This is a genomic window from uncultured Oceanisphaera sp., from assembly GCF_947495715.1.
In the GTDB taxonomy this organism is placed as follows: domain Bacteria; phylum Pseudomonadota; class Gammaproteobacteria; order Enterobacterales; family Aeromonadaceae; genus Oceanimonas; species Oceanimonas sediminis.
The window spans coordinates 71,130-90,677 of record NZ_CANLZU010000018.1; the positions used below are offsets into that span (position 1 = coordinate 71,130).

The following is a 19,548-nucleotide window of genomic DNA, read 5'->3' on the forward strand; positions in this document are numbered from 1 at the left end:
TGACGACGATTTTTTATCCACCCCCGGTATTTTGAGGCAGGAATGTTAGATAACTTACGTAATATCGCAATCATCGCGCACGTCGACCATGGTAAAACCACCCTGGTAGACAAGCTTCTGCAGCAGTCCGGCACGCTGGAAAGCCGTGGCGAAGCAGAAGAGCGAGTCATGGACTCCAATGACATAGAGCGGGAGCGCGGCATTACCATTCTTGCCAAGAACACCGCTATTCGCTGGACCGCTCCCGACGAGCAGGCATACCGCATCAACATCGTGGACACCCCGGGACACGCCGATTTCGGTGGTGAAGTGGAACGTGTTATGTCTATGGTTGACTCGGTACTGCTGCTGGTTGATGCGCAGGAAGGTCCCATGCCGCAGACTCGCTTCGTGACCCAGAAGGCATTTGCCCAGGGCCTGAAGCCCATCGTGGTCATCAACAAGGTCGACAAGCCGGGCGCGCGTCCCGACTGGGTACTGGATCAGGTTTTTGACCTGTTCGATAACCTGGGTGCAACCGACGACCAGCTCGACTTCCAGGTCATTTATGCCTCCGGCATCAACGGCTGGGCCTCTCTGGATGTGGATGCGCCAGAACCGGACATGACCGCGCTGTTCCAGACCATCGTCGACCAGGTTCCGGTACCCGATGCCGATCTGGACGGTCCGCTGCAGATGCAGATCTCCCAGCTGGATTACTCCTCCTACGTAGGTGTTATCGGCATCGGCCGCATCAAGCGCGGTACCGTTCGCGTCAACCAGCAGGTCACCGTAATCGGTGCCGATGGTCAGACTCGTAACGGTAAAGTGGGCATGGTCATGGGCTATCTTGGCCTGCTGCGCACCGAAGCCACCGAAGGTAACGCCGGTGACATCGTGGCTGTTACCGGCCTGGGCGAGCTGAAAATCTCCGATACCATCTGTGCGCAAGGTTCAGTCGAAGCACTGCCGCCGCTGTCTGTTGACGAGCCGACCGTGACCATGACCTTCCAGGTCAACAACTCGCCGTTCGCCGGCCTCGATGGCAAGTACGTGACCTCACGTAACATCATGGAGCGTCTGACGTCCGAGCTGGTGCACAACGTGGCACTGCGTGTTGAACAGGGCGCCGATCCGGACAAGTTCCGCGTATCCGGCCGTGGTGAACTGCACCTGGGCATCCTGATCGAAAACATGCGTCGTGAAGGCTACGAGCTGGCGGTATCTCGTCCGGAAGTTATTCTGAAAACAGAAAACGGCGTCAAGATGGAACCTTTCGAGAACCTGACCGTCGACGTGGAAGAAGAGCACCAGGGCTCCATCATGGAGAAGCTGGGTGAGCGTAAAGCCGAAATGACCGACATGGTGCCGGATGGCAAGGGCCGTGTGCGTATCGACTTTATCGTTCCCGCCCGTGGCTTGATCGGTTTCCAGACCGAATTCATGACCCTGACTTCAGGCTCCGGCCTGATGAACCACAGCTTCGACCACTACGGTCCGCATAAAGGCGGCACCATCGGTGCTCGTACCAACGGCGTACTGATTTCCAACGCCAAGGGCAAGGCTTCTGCCTACTCGCTGTTCAATATTCAGGAACGCGGCCGTCTGTTTATCGATCACGCCACCGAAGTATACGAAGGCATGGTCATCGGTATTCACAGCCGTGCCAACGACCTGACCGTTAACTGCATTAAAGGCAAGCAGCTGACCAACGTTCGTGCGTCCGGTACCGATGAAGCGCTGACCCTGGTCACGCCGATCAAGATGACCCTGGAGCAGTCACTGGAATTCATCGGTGACGACGAGCTGGTTGAAGTGACGCCGAACCACCTGCGTATTCGCAAGCGTGCTCTGACCGAGAACGAACGTAAGCGTGCCGGTCGCGATTAATTCCGACTTGCTGAGCTAACGATAAAGGGCGCCTGAGGGCGCCCTTTTTATTGCTGCGCCGGCGAGGTATTTTGGAAAGGGGGATCGCGGTGATGATATCCGACTGGCACTGTGCCTGATTAATTTGCCACAATGGAAATCCATTGGTAGCAAAATGAGGTTGTTATGAGTCAGGTTGTCGCGCAAGTCAGGCATCGACTGCACTTTATTCGAGAACATGGCTCGAGTTTCGGCATCTTTCTGCTGAAACGGATACAACAGGACCGGTTGAAGGTGACCGCCGGTTATCTGGCCTATATCACCCTGCTGTCGCTGGTGCCCATGCTGGCAGTGGTGTTCGCCATGATGTCGGCCTTTCCCATGTTTGCCGAGTTGCGGGATACCATTCAGACCTTCGTGTTCAGCAACTTCGTGCCTGCCGCCGGGGAGGTGGTGCAGGACAGTATTCAGGGCTTTATCGATAACGCGTCCAAAACTACCGCCGTCGGCGTGGCGGCGTTGGCGGTCACCGCCATGCTGCTGATCTCTGCCATCGACGAGAATTTCAACCACATCTGGCGGGTGACCCAGAAGCGACGCTGGTCGGTGGCCTTTGCCACCTACTGGATGATCCTGACTCTGGGCCCGATTCTGGCCGGTGCCAGCCTGGCACTGACCTCCTACATTACCTCGTTGCGGGTGTTCCAGGCCGATACCATTCTGGGGATGGGGGCATTGCTGCTGGGGCTGTTGCCCTTTTTGCTGTCGACCCTGATGTTCGTGGTGTTCTACATGGTGGTGCCCAATATGCGGGTGCGCTTCAGTCATGCCATCTGCGGGGCCCTGGTGGCGGCCTTGCTGTTCGAGCTGGCCAAGCGTGCCTTCGCTTTTTATATCACCGAGTTTCCTTCCTACGAGGCGATTTACGGCGCCCTGGCCGCCATTCCCATTCTCTTTGTCTGGATCTATCTGAGCTGGATGATTGCCCTGCTGGGCGCCGAGTTGACCGCCGGCCTCGGTGACTACGAGCGGCGACAGCGGCTAAGCTTTGAGGATGATGATCCCGATTCGCCCGAGGACCTTGATTGATGAGAACCCTGTACCCGAGCATTGGCGCCTACCGCCAGCAGTGGTTATCGGTGTCGCCGCGACATCGACTCTATGTGGAAGAAAGCGGTAACCCGCTGGGTATTCCGGTGGTGCTGGTGCACGGCGGGCCCGGTGCCGGCACCGGCGGTGAACACCGGCGCTTTTTCGATCCCGAGAGTTATCGCATCATCTTGTTCGACCAGCGGGGTGCGGGTCAGTCCGAGCCTCATGCAGAGCTTGCCGATAATCATACTCAGGCATTGATCGCCGATATGGAGCAGATTCGCGAGGCGCTGAACATTGATGCCTGGCTGGTTTTCGGTGGCTCCTGGGGCTCGACCCTGGCCCTGTGCTACGCCATCGAGTATCCCGGGCGAGTAAAGGGTCTGGTATTGCGCGGTCTCTTTCTGGGCCGGCAGCAGGACTTGCACTGGCTCTATCAACCCGATGGCGGTGCCGCCCAGTTGTTTCCCGATTATTATCGCGATTTTCTGGCGCCGCTCGAAGGAGATACGCGCCACCTGTTACGTCATTACTACCGGCTGCTGACCAGCAACAACGAACTGGCCCGGCTCAATGCAGCCCGGGCCTGGGCCATCTGGGAGGGGCGTATTTCGACCCTGTTGCCGAGGGTGGATGCCGAGACCCATTACGGCGAGGCGCATGCCGCCCTGGCGCTGGCGCGCATTGAATGTCACTATTTTATAAATAACTGTTTTATAGAAGAAAACTACATCATCAAGCACCTCGAACGGGTGCGAAAAATACCCGCCGTACTGATCCATGGCCGTTATGATGCCATCTGCAAGCCGGGTGGCGCCGTCACCCTGACGGAACACTGGCCCGAATTAATACTGCAAATCGTACCGGGAGCCGGACATTCCGCCTTTGAACCGGGTATTATAGATGCCTTGGTGAAAGCCACCGATCAGATGGCGAAGGAGTTGGCGCAGTCATGATAGCCCTGATTCAGAGAGTGAGTTCGGCGTCGGTCAGTATCGCCGATAACCGGGTGGGGGCTATCGGTCCCGGCCTGCTGGTGCTGTTGGGCGTGGAGCGTGACGACGACCGGGCGCGCGCCGACAAGCTGCTGCACAAGGTGCTTGGTTACCGGGTGTTCGGTGACGAGGCCGGCAGAATGAACCTGAATGTGCGGCAAGCCGGCGGCAGCCTGCTGGTGGTGTCGCAGTTTACCCTGGCTGCCGATACCCACAGCGGCCTGCGGCCCGGTTTTTCTCGCGGCGCGGCACCGGCAGACGCCGAGCGCTGGTACGACTATTTCGTGATGGCGGCGCGGGATCAGGGCATCGCTACCGAGTCGGGGCGCTTCGGTGCCGATATGCAGGTCAGCCTGACCAACGACGGCCCCGTCACCTTCTGGCTGCAGGTTTAAAGCCGACACCCTGAAGTAACCACAAATTGTACTCTGCCGTATCTCGCGGCAATATACCCCCAGATAACCCTAACAGGAGCAGACCATGTATCGTGTGGTCACCCCGCAAACGGAAGCGGAACTTGAAGCCTATTACCAGCTGCGCTGGTTGTTGCTGCGTAAACCCTGGCAACAGCCCAGAGGCTCGGAACGGGACGAATTCGACGAATATGCCCACCATCGCATGATGGTGGACAACAACGGCAACCTGGTGGCCGTGGGGCGCCTTTATGTCAGCGGTGACGAGGCCCAGATCCGCTTTATGGCGGTGGTGCCCGACTGCCGCGATCATGGCCTGGGTACCCGCATGGTGCAGGCGCTGGAGCAGGTGGCCCGCCAGCAGGGGGTACGCCGACTGGTGATGAACGCCCGGGAAGAGGCGGTGGCGTTTTACGGTCGCTGCGGCTTTACCGTGGTGGGTGAAGGCCCCATCAGCTTCGGCAAGATTCCCCATCGGCAGATGATCAAGGCGCTGACCTCGATTCATCAGATTCGGCATTGTCCCGAGCTGTGCGACGAGCTGCAGCGCCAGTGGCACCGACGCATTCCCATCACCGAGAAGATGGGTATCAGGATCATTCAGTACACCGGCAGCCGCTTCAAGACCAAGGGCAACCTGACCGCCAACCTCAATATGCACGAATCGATGTTTGCCGGCAGCATTTACAGCCAGTGCGTGCTGACCGGCTGGGGCCTGATCTGGATGCAGATGCAGGAATTCGGCCTGAGCGGCGACATAGTGCAGGGCAGTGGCGACATCAAATATCTGACCCCGGTATGGGACGAGCCCACCGCCGAGGTACAGGGGCGGCTGCGGGAACAGCTGATGCCGCTGCAGTCCGGCGAACGGGTACGCATAGAGCTGAACGTGACCCTGTATAGCGGCGAACAAAAAGCCGCCAGCTTCACCGGCCGCTACGTGATATTGCCGCACTAATCCCTGATCCCCAGTCCCTAATCCCTGTTCTTGAGCTTGCGGACCGCTTCAGTGAGGCGGCCGGGCAGGCCGGCTGCAGGGTAGGGTATGGAACCCTGGTACCAGGGCTGGCAGGGGGTATTCAGCTCCGGCTGGTGCAGTCGCAGCCGCGGAGCGCGCCAGCTGTCTTCGAGCCGAATGGCCAGCTCCCGGCAGCGCTGGGCGTTGACCGCGCCCAGCTCCAGTTGCCAGCGTCCGGCGAAGTCCAGCGCCCCGCGCAGGGCCAGCAGGTGACGTACGCTTTGCACCGCGCTGCCGTCCAGTTGCCAGCGTCCCTGTTTGACCGGGCCTTTCAGCTCGGCCCGGTAGATAAAGCCGTCGCTTTGCTCCAGATCCAGCGCCGCCAATACCGGGTCGACCCGGGTCGGGCGGCCATAGTCTTCGCCCAGCCGGCGTTTCAGCCAGTCGTCCAGCCCCAGTTTTTCGATGAAGATATCGCTGCCATCCAGCGCCAGTGAGCCTTGCCAACTGGCGGGCTCGCGCAGCGTGCCGGCAAGATCGGCGTCGATATTCACTTGACCGGAAAAGGCGCGCTCGGCCTGCAGCCAGTGGCTTAACCGCCGTAGTTCCAGTTCTTTCCCTTCCAGCCGAATTCGGCCCTGATGGGGCGGATAGAGACCTATGCTGCCATCGAGGCTGACACGACCGTCGAGGGCATCGGTGCTCAGTTTGTCCAGCAACAGCCGGGTATCATCGAGCCGGGCATTGAAATGACCATGGCGGGCAATCAGGCTGTCGTAGGCCATTTCGCTCCAGCTACCTTCCAGCCGGGCCTGGGCGGTGAGCGGGCGCCATTGGGCACCAGACCAGGCCAGATCGGCGATAAACAACTCCCCCCCCAGCAGTGACAGCGGCAGTGCGGGATCCAGTGACAGCAGCTCGCCCTGATTAAGGTTGAGCTTGTGAATGCGTACATCCGGAACCGGCCAGTACAGATCCGACTGCCAGTTCAGCTTGTTGCCCTGCAGTTGCAGGTTATCGATGTCCAGTCGGCCCTGCTGCGGATACCAGCGCAGCTCGGAGTCGAAGGCACCCTGATAGGCCTTGCCCCTGAGGGTCAGCCCCAGTCGCTCCCGGCTGCTCGACAGCTGGCCCTGATGCTCGTCCAGCCGCAGCCAGTCCAGCACCGCCTCTTCGGCCTGCCAGCTGCCGCTGGCCTCGGGCAGGTTGCCGCCTTGCCATTCGAGATAGCGAAGCTCACCGTCGATACCGTTGGCGGTCAGGGTCGGGCTGGTGATGCTGACGTTCTCGAGCCGGGCGCGGTTGAGCAGCAGGGTCCAGTCATTATCGAGTTGGGGTAGTTGCTCGAACTGCAGTTTGTTATGGCTGAATTGCGGCTCGTTCAGGGTCAGTTCCCGTGCCGGCAAATTCAGGCTCAGGGCCGAGTCGAACAGGCCGTCGAACAGGCGGCTTTGCACCCGGTCCAGCATCAGTTGTTGCTGGCTGATACGCCCGGACAGGTTGATGCGGGACATGTCCACCGCGGGATGAGTCAACTGACGCAGTTGGCCGCTGATCTCGAGATCAGACCACCATTGCCATGCGCCCTGGCGCCTTGGCTGCCACTGGCTCAGGGTGAGATCGGCGCCACCGGCCTGCCAGTCATTCCAGCTCAGGCTCAGGTTTTTGGTGTTCAATTCGTCGATGGTGATGTTGGCCAGATTGTCCGGCAGCACCAGCTCGGTGGCGTTATCCAGTTGCAGCTTGCCGTCGATAACATCGAGGGTGGCGATGCGGGTCTGACCCGACAACGGTGATAATGTCGCCAATTGTAGATACAGCTGACGGGCGCTGAACCAGTCGCCCAGGCGTACGTCTTCCGCCAGCAGGGTATAGGGATGCAGGGGGTTGAATTCCAGGCGCCCTATGGTGAGATCCAGCTCGGTGTGTTCGTTGAGCCAGCCCAGTACCGGTTTTTTCAGCCGGTTGGCATCAAATACACTCAGCAGCAGCCAGCCGGCCAGTAACAGTACCAGCATTGACACCAGCAGATATTTGGCCAGCTTCTTCATGGTGTATCCCTTTAAAATCCGATACTTGTATCATACATAGCTTGAACAGGGGCGGAAATAGCACAATGGATGGTGAGGCGGGCGTCCCCCTTATACCCATCGCATTAAACACTCGATCTTTTTGATGGTCATACCAATCTCGGACAAAGGGCCCGCTCCGCCGACCCGCTCGAGCACATCCTTGTGGCGCTCAGCACATGACATCCGACCGCCATGGAGGGCGGGAGTGCCAGCATTGCAGGAGCTTTTGCTGGCCTTGTCATGTGATGGTCGGTGGAGCAAATCCCTTCGTCCTTCTTGATGCTACAGAGTCGCCTGTTGGCGCCGTCTTCAGACCACTCGATGTTCGAGAAGAGGCAGCAGAGATCGCCTCCCACGACCGTGAAATGCCATGGCCGGAAAATGCTCCTGCCGTCCCTGGCGGTCAGATGGCATTTTCGCGCCCCCAGGGGGCGAGCTTGTCTCGCCGTGACGAGCGGTTGCAGCCTAACCGAGCATCCAGTGAATGTTCGCAATAGGCTGCAACTGTGAGTGTCATTTACCAGTGGCGTGTCGAGGGAGGCGGCTGTGTTGCCTCTGGTACCGCAAGCCTCAATATGATCAGATACTTAATGGAGTTGGCATTACTCCCTACTCATTACGCCTCATATTTTAAACCTTGCCGTAGTGATCCCTTTGCCCCAGCCAGCGCCGAATCAGCGGCTCTACCACCGTCGGGTGGCGGTCGGCCAGATAGCGCGCCAGGCGCTGTACCTCGGGCAACAAGGCCTGATCGCGTACCAGATCGGCAATTTTAAGATCCGCCAGCCCGGTCTGGCGGGTGCCGAGCAGCTCGCCCGGGCCGCGAATTTCCAGATCCTTCTGGGCGATGATAAAGCCGTCGTTGGTGTCGCGCAGTACGCCCAGACGCTGGCCGGCGGTCTTGGTCAACGGGGCGTGATAAAGCAGCACGCAGTGCGAGGCTACGGCACCCCGGCCGACCCGGCCGCGCAGCTGATGCAACTGGGCCAGGCCCAGGCGTTCCGGGTTTTCGATGATCATCAATGAGGCATTGGGTACGTCTACTCCCACTTCAATCACGGTGGTGGCGACCAAAAGGTCGAGTTTGCCATCCTTGAAGTCGGCCATCACCGCCTGTTTTTCTGCCGCCTTCATGCGACCGTGTACCAGGCCGACCTTCAGCTCCGGCAGTTGCGCGGTCAGCTCGGCGGCGGCATCTTCCGCCGCCTGGCATTCCAGTAACTCGGATTCATCGATCAGGGTGCAGACCCAGTAGGCCTGGCGCCCCTGCTCCCGACACACCTCCCGCACCCGGGCGACGATGTCGTCGCGACGGGTGTCGGGCATGGCGACCGTGGTCACCGGGGTGCGGCCGGGCGGTAATTCGTCGATGATGGAGGTGTCCAGATCCGCATAGGCGGTCATCGCCAGGGTGCGGGGAATGGGGGTGGCGGTCATGATCAGCTGGTGCGGGTAAAACTCACCCTGACTGCCTTTTTCACGCAGAGCCAGCCGCTGGTGCACACCGAAGCGGTGTTGTTCATCGATGATCACCAGCTCCAGGGCGTTGAATTGCACCTGTTCCTGAAACAGCGCATGGGTGCCGACGATCATGCCCAGCTCGCCATTGGCCAGCCGTTCCAGCTGCTCGGTCCGGGCCTTGCCCTTGATCTTGCCAGCCAGCCAGCCAACCTGAATGCCGAGTGGCGCCAGCCAGGCGGCGAAGTTGTTGGCATGCTGCTCGGCCAGCAGCTCGGTGGGGGCCATCAAGGCCACCTGGCCCTGGTTGCCGATCACCTGCAGTGCCGCCAGCGCCGCCACCAGGGTTTTGCCGGAGCCGACGTCGCCCTGTACCAGCCGCATCATGGGCACGTCTTTCTGCAGATCTTCGCCGATTTCGGCCACCACCCGCTGCTGGGCACCGGTGGGCGAGAAGGGCAGCCGGGCCAGAAAGTCGTCAATCAGCCGGCGGGGATAAGACAAGCCCCGGGCCCGATGAGACTGGCTCTGCTCGCGCACCTTGAGCACCGACAGGTTGTGGGCCAGCAGCTCTTCCATCACCAGTCGTTGCTGGGCCGGGTGTGTGCCTTGCTCCAGCTCGAACAGGGCCACGGTGGCGGGTGGCCGGTGCAGCAGGCGCAGGGCATCGTTGAGGCCCAGCTGGTGGTGATAGAGGCCCTCGGGCAGCCATTCCTGCAGCGGTTGCTGATCCAGCAGCGCCAGTGCCTGATCGGTGAGCTGGCGCAGGCTTATCTGGCGCAGCCCTTCGGTGGTGCCGTACACCGGGGTCAGGTTGGCTTCGGCGGCCACCGGCTGCTCGTCCTGCTGCAGGCTGTATTCCGGATGGATAATCTCCAGGCCGTGATGGCCGGGCCTGATTTCGCCGAAGGCGCGCAGCCGGGTACCGGCGGTGAGGTGGTTTTTCTGGGCGGCGGCAAAGTTGAAAAAGCGCAGGGTCAGGGTACCGCTGTGGTCACGCATGCGGCAAACCAGCATGCGTTTGCGGCCGTAACTGATGTTGTTGTCGACGATTTCGCCGATCACGGCCACATGCATGCCGGGCATCAGCCCGGCGATGGGGCAGACCCGAGTGCGGTCTTCGTAGCGCAGCGGCAGGTGAAACAGCAGATCCTGCACCGTTTCCAGACCCAGCCGGTGCAGTTTTTCCAACATCTTGTCGCCCACGCCCTTGAGCTGACTGAGGGACATCTTGTCCAGATTCATAACGGCCCCACCCTGTAAATATATACAGAGAATAGCAAAGCCGGGATTAAAAGGGGACTGGGGACTGGCCAGTCCCGAATCCCTAATCCCGGAGTTTTACAGCAGGCGCTTGAGCAGCACATTGGCGCGGGTACGTTGAACCCGCTTCAGCAGTCTCTGTACCGGGGCGGGATAATCCGCCAGCTCCTCGATTTCCGTGAAGTGCGCCAGGCGTTGGCAATGTTTGAGGATATTGGCTTTTTCTGCCTCGAACTCGGCCTGTAACAGCCGCTGCGGATCCTGCAGCAGCAGGCCGTTTTCCAGATCCAGCCCCCAGGCGCGGGGGTTGAGATTATTGCCGGTAATCATCGCCAGATCATCATCCACGAACAACCCCTTGAGATGATAGGAGTTGCGGTCGTGATGCCACAGCATGATGTTGAGCTTGCCCTGATAGATATAGGTCTGATGGGCGCGGGCAAAACGGCGCAAATTGGTTTCGTACAGATAAGGCAGGCCGCCGATGGTGCGAAACGGCTGATCCGGTGGAATATAAAAATCGTTGGCGGTCTTGTCGCCGATCACCAGGGTGACTTCAATCCCTTTTTTCAGCAGGCCGCGAATGTCCTTGGCCAGGGGCTTGGGCAGGTTGAAGTAGGGGGTGCAGATAAACAGCTTTTCTCGCGGGCTGCGCAGCAGGTTACGAATCGCCCGGTTGAGCCGGTTGCCGAGTTTGCCCAGGCCCGCCAGTGGCGTAACGGCCACCTGGCCCGCCCCGGGGGGCATGGACGTGAATTCGTAGCGGGTGCGCTTCATCTGTGGTTTGAACTGGCGAATGGCATGGCGCAGCTGGCGGGCGTTGGGAATGGGTTCTGCCGTCAGCAAGGGCACCGCCGGGTTATCGGCAAACAACCGGTTCATGTAATCGACCATGGTGTCCGCCAGCCGGGCATCGGTAAACTGGTGATAACGGTCGAAGCGATAGCGATCCTGTTGATGCAGATAAATATCGTTGAGGCTGGCGCCGGAATACAGCAGGGTATCGTCGAACACGAAGCCTTTGAGATGCAGCACGCCCAGGATTTCACGACCCTTGACCGGCACCCCGTAAATGGCGATGGGGTCGGCATAACGGGCGGCAAATTCCTGATACATCCGGTGGTTCCCACCCTGGCCCTGGTGGCCAATCAGGCCACGCTGGGCCCGGTGAAAGTCGACGAACAGGCGAATATCCAGCGCGGGGCGAGCCTGCTTGGCCTCATGGAGGGCGGTCAGAATTTCACGGCCGGCCTCGTCATCCTGCAGATAGAGTGCCGCCAGATAGATGCGGGTATGGGCGGTAGCGATCAGTTCCAGCAACCGCTGCTTGAAGCTGCGAGCGGAGTGCAGTGTCTGCACCTGGTCGGCATTGACCGCCAGCGTAGGCAGTCGTTCCAGCAAGGCGCGATAATCGTTGGCTAGTGGCATAGATGGACCCGGTTAATAAGACTGCGGTGCAAGATCGGTTTCGCACGACAAGATTCGGAGCAGTTTACCGAATTTAGGGGAAAGGCAGCAAATTAGTGCGGCGTATGTCGTACGTTCGTAATACGAAGCATCAGTAGGGTTACCTTCGCCGACACGCTTCAAGCCCATCCATGGGGCGCTCGGCAAATGCCGTCGACTGCCAGGGATGGCAGGAATGCCGAAAATGCAGGAGCAATTTTTCGGCCCTGGCATTTGACGGTCGGCTACGGCAATCCCTGCTGCTACTTCTAGTAGCCCCTAATCCCTAATCCCTAATCCCCAGGCGTCTTACAAGGGTCGGGTGGCCTGCTCCAGCCAGGCCAGATCATCGCCGCTCAGTTGCGGGCTGACTCGCTCCCATACCGTCTTGTGGTAGTGGTTCAGCCACTGCACATGTTTGGCTTCGAGCCAGTTCACATCGAGCAGCCGGGTATCGAAGGGCACCAGGGTCAGGGTTTCGAGCTCGAACACCGGAATGTCGCCGTCGGTGTCGGCGGGCTGCACCACCTGCAGGTTTTCGCAGCGAATGCCAAAACCGTCTTCGCGATAATAACCGGGCTCGTTGGAGACGATCATGCCGGTGGTCAGCGGTACCGTGCTGCCCTTGGGCGAAATGCGCTGCGGCCCTTCGTGCACGCTGAGATAATGGCCCACGCCGTGGCCGGTGCCGTGGTCGAAGTTATAGCCCTGTTGCCACAGCGGCATGCGGGCCAGGGCGTCCAGCTGCAGGCCGCCGGTACCGGCAGGAAAGCGGGCGCAGGCCAGGTCGATATGGCCGCGCAGCACCAGAGTAAACAGTTTGCGCATCTCGTCGGTAGGCTGACCCACGGCGACGGTACGGGTGATGTCGGTGGTGCCGTCCAGATACTGGCCGCCGGAGTCCACCAGGTAGATGGCATCTTGCCCCAGGGCACGCGGGGTGCCGTTGTCGTGGTGGTAATGACACATGGCGGCATTGGGGCCCAGCGCCGAGATGGTGTTGAAGCTCGGCTCTACAAACTCGGGGTTTTGCCGACGAAAGGCCGCCAGCCGGTCGGCCAGGGTGCCTTCGTCTTCCTGCTCGGGATTTGGTTGCTGCAGTCGGCGATCCAGCCAGGCCAGAAAACGGCTGACGGCGGCACCATCGCGCAGGTGGGCGGCGCGGCTGCCGTTCACTTCTACCGGATTCTTGCAGGCCTTGGGCAGCATGCAGGGATCGTCGGCCAGCACCAGCTTGGCACCGGCCTGGCTCAGCACCAGGGCGCTCCAGGCGTTGGCGGTGTGCGGATCGAGTTGTACCCGGGCGCCTTGTTTGCCTAGCGTCTTCAGTGCGGCTTCCAGCTCGCCGACCGGGGCCAGGGCCACGTCCTGACCGCAGTGGCCGGCCAGATCCAGATCTTCGAATTTGGTCGTATCGGCAAACAGTTGTACGGCGCCGTTTCGATGCAACAGGGCAAAGCTCAGCACCACCGGCAAACAGTCGATATCCCGGCCGCGAATGTTCAGCAGCCAGTTGATGGGCTCGGCCTGGGTCAGCAGTTGGGCGTCGATATTGCCGGTAGCCAGGGTGTCGGCGATGCGGCTGCGTTTGGCTTCGCTGTGCTGACCGCTGTATTCCTGACTGAGCAACAAGGCCGGGTGGCTGGCAGGCACCGGTCTGTCGTGCCAGTGCTGATCAATCAGATTTTCCGTGAACGGCACCAGGGTGATGTTGCTGGCGGCCAGCCGGGTTTCGGCCCTCTGGTGCCAGTGATGACTGTGCAGGCGAGGATCGAACCCCACCCTGCTGCCGAGGGGCAATTCTGCGAGCAGCCAGTCCAGATAAGGTTCGCTAATCAGGTGATGATATTCAAACAGCGCCGGGTCGCACTGATGACGCACCTGCACCGTATAACGACCATCCACAAACACCGCCGCCTTGTCGGCCAGCACCACGGCGGCGCCGGCAGAGCCGTTGAAACCGCTGATCCAGTCCAGCCGCTCGGCATAGGGGGGTATGTATTCACCCAGGTGCTCGTCGTCGTGGGGCACGATAAAGGCGTGCAGACCCTGTGATGTCATGCTGTTGCGCACGGCGTTGAGGCGAGAGGCATGGGTCATGGTGTCTCCTTAGCGAGAAGTAAGCCGTTGCTTGATGAGCTGGATTCCCGGTGCGCCTCAAAGCGTACCAGCACCTGGGGCGTCCAGTTGCATCAGCGCCTCGCGCACCGGCCCGGCTGACATTCAGCTCCTGGGCCAGGGTTTTGTAAGGCGTTCGGCTCATCTGGCATCGTATACGGTTTGCGATGAAGTCACTCTACTCTGCCTTGATTCGGTTGGCAAACGGGGCCGTTTGGCCGGGATCAGGATGTTTCTGATCCCTGTTGCCGGTGCCGTTTGGATTTGCTCTTCAATTGCTGAATCAGCAGCGCCGCCACTATCATCGACAGCCCGACCAGAGTGGCGGGGTAGATTTCTTCGCCCACCAGAAAACGCAGCAGCAACAGCGAAGCGAAGGGCGAAATGAAAATCAGGTTGGAGATGCGGGCGGTGTTTTCGGCATAACGCATGGCCAGCAGCCACATCACGAAGGCGAAGCCCATTTCGAACAGCCCCACATAGATGGCACCCACCCAGCCCTGCCAGGCGGTAAGATTAAAATCGGACCACAAGGCCGTGGCCAGCACGATGATCGGCAGCGCCAGCACAAAACTCAGGGTCAGCGCCACCAGGGGATCGTCCTGGTTGCGGGCGCTTAAAATCCAGTAACCGGCCCAGAGCAGGGTGGAAAACAGCGCCAGTGCGACCCCGAGCGGATCTTCGAAGTTGAGGCTGAGCAGGTCGCCCCTGGTGGCGATCACCATGGCGCCGAGGTAGCCAAGCACTATGGCTATCCCGTCCTGTTTGCGAATCTTCTGCCCGAGAAAGGGCACTGCCAGCAGGGTCAGGGTGATAGCCCAGGTGTAATTGAGCGTTTGTGCCTGCTGGGCGGGCAGCCGGTCATAGGCCTGAAACAGCACCAGATAATAGAGCGCCGGATTGATTGCTCCCAGCAGCAGATAATAGCCGGGGCGGGCGCGAAAATAGCGTGCCAGATAGGTCAGCTTGCCCTGCCACGCCAGCATGCCGAGCAGCAGCAGCAAGGAACTGACGGTAGCCACCAGCAATAGCTGGGCCGGAGAAAAGTAACCGAGTGACAGCTTGAAGGCGGTGGCGACGGTAGACCAGCAGGCCACGGCACCCAGCCCGAACAGATAGGCTTTTTTCTGATCTTTCATATTGTTATCAACTGTTTGTTATTCACTGTTACCCACACATGCAGAGAAGGGAACAGGGAACGAGGGCAGAAAGCGGGCCAGTGTAGGAAGCCGGGGGACAAGGAGCAAGGGGCGGGCGTCACGGTTATTCCAATTCCTCGAAGGGACGGCGTTTTTCTTCCTCCAGTGTGAGTTCCTCCAGAATTCGGACCCGTTCGCGCAGTTGCCGGTTTTCCGCTTCCAGCGCCTGTAATCTATCGTCGAGCTCGCTCTGAGTCCGGCCCTGGTTGACCAGCAGCAATACCAGACCGATGGCCAGCCCCAACAACAGTATCCACAGCATGATGCTCTCCCTGTGTTAACGATTAGCTACGTTCCTACAGCATGGCGCAAAAAACCGAAATGACTGATCAAGCGCCGGTGTCTGCGTAATGGATGCCCGCCTTCGCGAGCATGACGGAGGAAACCCGTTCCGCAAAGAAAAAGGGCTGCACGAGGCAGCCCTTTGATTCACTTCATTACTTTGAAACGGGATTAATGATTACCCAGTGCCTTGGGCGCCTGGTCTTCATCAAACTCCGGCAGCGGCTTGTGATGTGATGCGATGAAGGTGTAGATCACCGGCAGCACGAACAGGGTAAACAGGGTACCTATGCTCAGGCCGGAGACGATGACGATACCCATGCCGAAGCGGGAAACGGCACCGGCACCCACCGCAAACAGCAGCGGTATCAAACCGGCGACCATGGCGGCGGTGGTCATCAGAATGGCGCGCAGACGAATGCGGGCGGCCACCCGAATGGCGTCGGTACGGTTCAGTCCCCGGTGCAGCTGTTCTTCCTTGGCCACCTCACACATCAGAATGCCGTGCTTGGTGATGATGCCGACCAGGGTGATCAACCCCACCTGGGTATAGATGTTCATGGTTGCCAGCCCCCAAGCCAGCGCGATCAGGGCGCCGGAAATGGCCAGCGGCACCGAGACCATGATCACCAGCGGATCGCGCACGCTCTCGAACTGGGACGCCAGCACCAGGAAGATGATGAACAGCGCCAGCAGAAAGGTCATGTACAGGGCGTTACCCTCGGTCACGAACTGACGAGCGGCACCCAGGTAGTCATGGTTGTAGCCGTTGGGCAGCTCGGCGCTTACGCTCTGCTCCAGAAAGCCGATGGCATCGCCCATCGACACACCCGGCGTCAGTACGGCACCGATGGTGGCCGAATTCAGCTGGTTGTAGTGGGGCAGGGAGCGAGGCTGAGCTTCCATGGTGATGGACACCAGGTTGGCCAGCGGCACCATGTCACCGTTGTGGGCGCGCACATAGTAGTCCTTGATGGAGTCCGGATTGAGCCGGTTTGAACGGATGACCTGAGGGATCACCTCGTAGCTGCGGCCGTCCAGATCCACCCGGTTGACATAGCCGTCACTCATCATGGTCGACAGGGTCATGGCGATGTCCTGCATGGTGACGCCATAGGCGCCGGCCTTGTCCCGGTTGACCTTGATGTTCATGGTGCCCGAGTCAAACGCCAGATCCAGCTCGCTGTAAACGAACAGCGGGCTCTGGCTGACCTTGCCCAGCGCCTCGGCGGCCACATCATAGAGGCTTTCAAAGCTGTTGGGGGTGGTCAGCACATACTGTACCGGCAGACCGCTGGAAGCACCGGGCAGCTCGGGAAAGCCGAAGGCACTGATGGCGACTGCCGGAATGGCCTGCAGCGGCGGCGTAACCCGCTCGATCACCGTTTTCTGGCTGTCGCGCTGACTCCAGGGTTTGAGTACGGCCACGGCCAGACCCTGGTTGGCATTGGGTACGCCGGCAATGGTCAGGGAGGTGGCGAGGCCGTCTTCCTTGTTGAGCACTTCCACCGCCTTGCGCATGTTGTTCTCGATGTAATCGAGGTTGGCGGAGTTGGGTGCCTTGGCCATCATCAGGAAGGCGCCCTTGTCTTCACTCGGTGCCAGCTCGCTGGGAATAAAGCTGAACAACACCGGCATGGAGCCGAACACCAGTACCGCGAAGGCAATCACCACCGGGCGCCTGGCCAGCACCGCATCCAGCATGCGGGCATAGCCGGCGGTGAGCTTGTCCAGGGTGTTTTCCACCCCGCGCTCGAAGCGGTTGGGGTTGGTGTGGGCTTTAAGCAACTTGGAGCACATCATCGGCGACAGGGTCAGTGCCACTATGCCGGAGATGAACACGGCGCCGGCCAGGGTCAGGGCGAATTCCTTGAACAGGGAGCCGGTAATGCCGCTCATCAGCGCGATGGGTGCATATACCGCCGCCAGGGTGATGGTCATGGTAATGACCGGCACGGCAATTTCCCGGGTACCGATAATGGCGGCCCGGTAGGGTGACTCGCCGGCCTTGATATGCCGGTCGACGTTTTCCACCACTACGATGGCGTCATCCACCACCAGACCGATGGCCAGCACCATGGCCAGCAGCGTCATCAGGTTGATACTGAAGCCGAAAAAGCTCATCAGAATGGCCACCCCGATCAGCGACAGCGGAATCGTGATGATGGGGATCAGCACCGCCCGCAGCGAGCCGAGGAACAGGGTGATCACGATGATAACGATCAGCGAGGCTTCGAGTATGGTCTTGATCACCTCACTGATGGACTCGTTGATGGCGTCGGTGGCGTCGTACAACAGTTTCATCTTGATGGTGTCGGGCATGTTGCGTTCGAGGCTGGGCAGCATCTCACGCACATTGTCCGCCACGCTCAGCGGATTGGCGGACGGGGTCGGATCCACCCCGATAATCACCGCCGACTCGCCGTCGGCCAGGGCGCGTACCACGTCGTGGCTTTTTTCCAGCGATACCTGGGCGATATCGCGCAGTCTTACCACGGCGTCGTCACGGGTGGCGACCACCAGCGTCTCGAGTTCTTCGGCATTCTCGATCTGGGTGTTGATGTCGCTGTTGTACAGCATGAAATAGCCGGTGGCCTGGCCGGCGGCGGCCTGGAAGTTGTTGGCCTGCAGTACCGACAGCACCTCGGGGGCGGTCAGCTGATGGGCGGCCATGCGCAGCGGATCCAGCCAGATGCGCAGCGCGAACTTGGCGCCACCGAACAGGTTGATCTTGGCCACCCCGTCTACCGAATAGAACTGGGGTCGTATCACCCGCTCCAGATAGTCGTTGATCTGGGGCGCGTTCAGCTCCTCACTGCTGAAGGAGATGTACATGATGGAGGTGGAGGCCCCCGTGGTCATCTCCAGGCTGGGATCTTCCGCTTCCCGTGGCAGTTGGGAGCGCACCGAGTTGACCCGCGCCAGTATGTCCGACAATGCGGCGTTGGAGTCGGTGTTCAGCTTCATCTGCACCGTGATTTTGGAGCTGCCGTTGCTGCTGCTGGAGCTCATGAAATCGATGTTGTCGGCCTGGGCGATGGCCTGTTCCAGCGGCTGGGTAATAAAGCCCTGAATCAGATCGGCGCTGGCACCGAAATAGCCGGTGCTGACGGTGATGACGGTGTTGGTCATCTCGGGGTATTCACGCACCTGCATTTTCTGCAGGGCCTGCAGCCCCAGCAGCACGATCAGCAGGCTGATCGAGATGGCCAGTACCGGCCGTTTGATAAAAATATCGGTAAAACGCATCGAATTCTCCGCTTACAGCTGGGGGGCTGATTCAGGCGTGGCCAGCGCATCGTCTTCTACCGGCTTCACATGGCTGCCGTTGGACAGGCGCACCTGACCCGAGGTCACTATGGTCTCGCCGGGTTCCAGGCCTTTGGTCACGCGGGCAAATTCGGCTTCCCGTTCGGCGACTTCCACCACCCGTTGCCGGGCGACCTGCACGGTTTCACCCGCTTCGTTACCTTCGGCCTGCTGTTCTTCCACTACATAGACGGTCTGGCCGTAGAGGGTGAAGTTGATGGCGTGCTGGGGTACCAGGAGCTGATCTTTCAGTGTGGGCAGCCGTACATCCAGCTTGGCAAACATGCCGGAGCGCAGTTTGCCCTCTTTATTGGGAATGCTGGCCTGTACCTGCACCACGCCCGACTCCGGATTAACCTGGGGTTCGATGGCGGTGATTTCGCCTTCGAACGGCGTCTCCGGGTAGGCATCGACAAAGATATTCAGCGCCTGACCCACGGCAATGTCGGCGATGCGAGTCTGGGGAATGGTAAAACGAATACGGAACTGGCTGATGTCTTCCAGCCGGGCAATATCGGTACCGGCATTCAGATACTGCCCCAGAAAGGCATTGCGGATGCCCATGACGCCGTCGAACGGCGCGCGAATGGTGCGCCGTGCTATGACCGCCTTGAGCGAGTCAACCTGACCCTGCAGTTCCCGATAGTTGGCCTCGGCTTCATCCAGCTGACCCTTGGAGACGGAGCCACGGGCAAACAGCTGGCGCATCCGTTCCAGGTTGGCCTTCACCGCGGGCAGGCGCCCCTGGGTACTGCGCAGGTTGGCTTTTTCCACATCGGCGTCCAGTTCCAGCAAAATATCGCCGGTGCTGACCTGCTGGCCGGACTCGAAGTGAATGACGCGCACTATGCCCGCCGCCTCGTTACTGACATTGATGCCCTGAATCGGTTCGATAAAACCGATGGCGGCAATACGAGGGGTCCAGTCGGTGGGGCTGACTTCAGCTACCGTGACCGGAAAGCTGGGTACCGGCATGTTGGCGAAGTATTCCCCCATCATTTTTTGCTTGAACAGATTAAAGCCGATGACGCTGCCGAAAATGACAACCACCAGCAATAACATGGACAGTGTCCATTTTTTCATCAGGTTACTCCC

Annotated in this window: 13 protein-coding genes; 5 read left to right on the forward strand and 8 right to left on the reverse strand. The window is 59.9% G+C overall.

Annotated features, from left to right (window positions below):
• Positions 1-42: 42 nt before the first annotated feature.
• From typA to Q0753_RS12435, 5 genes are all read left to right on the forward strand, one after another.
• Positions 43-1,869: a translational GTPase TypA gene (gene typA, locus Q0753_RS12415; protein WP_298721393.1), complete on the forward strand. Its 1,827-nt coding sequence runs from the start codon at positions 43-45 to the stop codon at positions 1,867-1,869.
• 165 nt (positions 1,870-2,034) lie between these two features.
• The gene (locus Q0753_RS12420) at positions 2,035-2,937 is read left to right on the forward strand and encodes a virulence factor BrkB family protein (RefSeq protein ID WP_298721396.1); all 903 of its coding nucleotides are present in this window, start codon (positions 2,035-2,037) and stop codon (positions 2,935-2,937) included.
• Positions 2,937-3,896, forward strand: coding sequence for a prolyl aminopeptidase (gene pip / locus Q0753_RS12425; protein WP_298721398.1), 960 nt, complete (start codon positions 2,937-2,939; stop codon positions 3,894-3,896). Before Q0753_RS12420 ends, pip begins: the two co-directional genes overlap by 1 nt.
• On the forward strand, positions 3,893-4,330 hold the full coding sequence (gene dtd / locus Q0753_RS12430) for a D-aminoacyl-tRNA deacylase (RefSeq protein ID WP_298721403.1): 438 nt from the start codon (positions 3,893-3,895) through the stop codon (positions 4,328-4,330). The genes pip and dtd overlap by 4 nt, the downstream gene beginning before the upstream one ends.
• Before the next feature lie 85 nt (positions 4,331-4,415).
• On the forward strand, positions 4,416-5,306 hold the full coding sequence (locus Q0753_RS12435) for a bifunctional GNAT family N-acetyltransferase/hotdog fold thioesterase (RefSeq protein WP_298721406.1): 891 nt from the start codon (positions 4,416-4,418) through the stop codon (positions 5,304-5,306).
• A gap of 17 nt (positions 5,307-5,323) precedes the next feature.
• Here the strand turns inward: Q0753_RS12435 and Q0753_RS12440 are convergent, their stop codons facing one another.
• From Q0753_RS12440 to Q0753_RS12475, 8 genes are all read right to left on the reverse strand, one after another.
• On the reverse strand, positions 5,324-7,357 hold the full coding sequence (locus Q0753_RS12440) for an AsmA-like C-terminal region-containing protein (protein ID WP_298721409.1): 2,034 nt from the start codon (positions 7,355-7,357) through the stop codon (positions 5,324-5,326).
• A gap of 651 nt (positions 7,358-8,008) precedes the next feature.
• Complete coding sequence (gene recG / locus Q0753_RS12445) at positions 8,009-10,081, reverse strand: ATP-dependent DNA helicase RecG (RefSeq protein ID WP_298721412.1); 2,073 nt, start codon at positions 10,079-10,081, stop codon at positions 8,009-8,011.
• A 96-nt stretch (positions 10,082-10,177) separates the two neighbouring features.
• Entirely contained in the window at positions 10,178-11,527 is a 1,350-nt protein-coding gene (gene pssA / locus Q0753_RS12450) for a CDP-diacylglycerol--serine O-phosphatidyltransferase (RefSeq protein WP_298721415.1), read from the reverse strand.
• 327 nt (positions 11,528-11,854) lie between these two features.
• Positions 11,855-13,645 (reverse strand): aminopeptidase P family protein, encoded by a 1,791-nt coding sequence (locus Q0753_RS12455; protein ID WP_298721418.1) that lies wholly within the window; start codon positions 13,643-13,645, stop codon positions 11,855-11,857.
• 242 nt (positions 13,646-13,887) lie between these two features.
• Entirely contained in the window at positions 13,888-14,802 is a 915-nt protein-coding gene (locus tag Q0753_RS12460) for a DMT family transporter (RefSeq protein ID WP_298721421.1), read from the reverse strand.
• Between the two features lie 124 nt (positions 14,803-14,926).
• Positions 14,927-15,124 (reverse strand): hypothetical protein, encoded by a 198-nt coding sequence (locus tag Q0753_RS12465; RefSeq protein ID WP_298721426.1) that lies wholly within the window; start codon positions 15,122-15,124, stop codon positions 14,927-14,929.
• A gap of 191 nt (positions 15,125-15,315) precedes the next feature.
• The gene (locus tag Q0753_RS12470; protein ID WP_298721429.1) at positions 15,316-18,393 is read right to left on the reverse strand and encodes a multidrug efflux RND transporter permease subunit; all 3,078 of its coding nucleotides are present in this window, start codon (positions 18,391-18,393) and stop codon (positions 15,316-15,318) included.
• A 12-nt stretch (positions 18,394-18,405) separates the two neighbouring features.
• Positions 18,406-19,536 carry an efflux RND transporter periplasmic adaptor subunit gene (locus Q0753_RS12475; RefSeq protein ID WP_298721433.1) on the reverse strand — a complete coding sequence of 377 codons (1,131 nt, stop codon included), beginning with the start codon at positions 19,534-19,536 and terminating at the stop codon, positions 18,406-18,408.
• Between the last annotated feature and the right edge of the window lie 12 nt (positions 19,537-19,548).

Coding starts and splice junctions, on each gene's coding strand:
- typA (WP_298721393.1), top strand. CDS start 43: ATGTTAGATAACTTACGTAATATCGCAATCATCGCGCACGTCGACCAT.
- Q0753_RS12420 (WP_298721396.1), top strand. CDS start 2,035: ATGAGTCAGGTTGTCGCGCAAGTCAGGCATCGACTGCACTTTATTCGA.
- pip (WP_298721398.1), top strand. CDS start 2,937: ATGAGAACCCTGTACCCGAGCATTGGCGCCTACCGCCAGCAGTGGTTA.
- dtd (WP_298721403.1), top strand. CDS start 3,893: ATGATAGCCCTGATTCAGAGAGTGAGTTCGGCGTCGGTCAGTATCGCC.
- Q0753_RS12435 (WP_298721406.1), top strand. CDS start 4,416: ATGTATCGTGTGGTCACCCCGCAAACGGAAGCGGAACTTGAAGCCTAT.
- Q0753_RS12440 (WP_298721409.1), bottom strand. CDS start 7,357: ATGAAGAAGCTGGCCAAATATCTGCTGGTGTCAATGCTGGTACTGTTA.
- recG (WP_298721412.1), bottom strand. CDS start 10,081: ATGAATCTGGACAAGATGTCCCTCAGTCAGCTCAAGGGCGTGGGCGAC.
- pssA (WP_298721415.1), bottom strand. CDS start 11,527: ATGCCACTAGCCAACGATTATCGCGCCTTGCTGGAACGACTGCCTACG.
- Q0753_RS12455 (WP_298721418.1), bottom strand. CDS start 13,645: ATGACCCATGCCTCTCGCCTCAACGCCGTGCGCAACAGCATGACATCA.
- Q0753_RS12460 (WP_298721421.1), bottom strand. CDS start 14,802: ATGAAAGATCAGAAAAAAGCCTATCTGTTCGGGCTGGGTGCCGTGGCC.
- Q0753_RS12465 (WP_298721426.1), bottom strand. CDS start 15,124: ATGCTGTGGATACTGTTGTTGGGGCTGGCCATCGGTCTGGTATTGCTG.
- Q0753_RS12470 (WP_298721429.1), bottom strand. CDS start 18,393: ATGCGTTTTACCGATATTTTTATCAAACGGCCGGTACTGGCCATCTCG.
- Q0753_RS12475 (WP_298721433.1), bottom strand. CDS start 19,536: ATGAAAAAATGGACACTGTCCATGTTATTGCTGGTGGTTGTCATTTTC.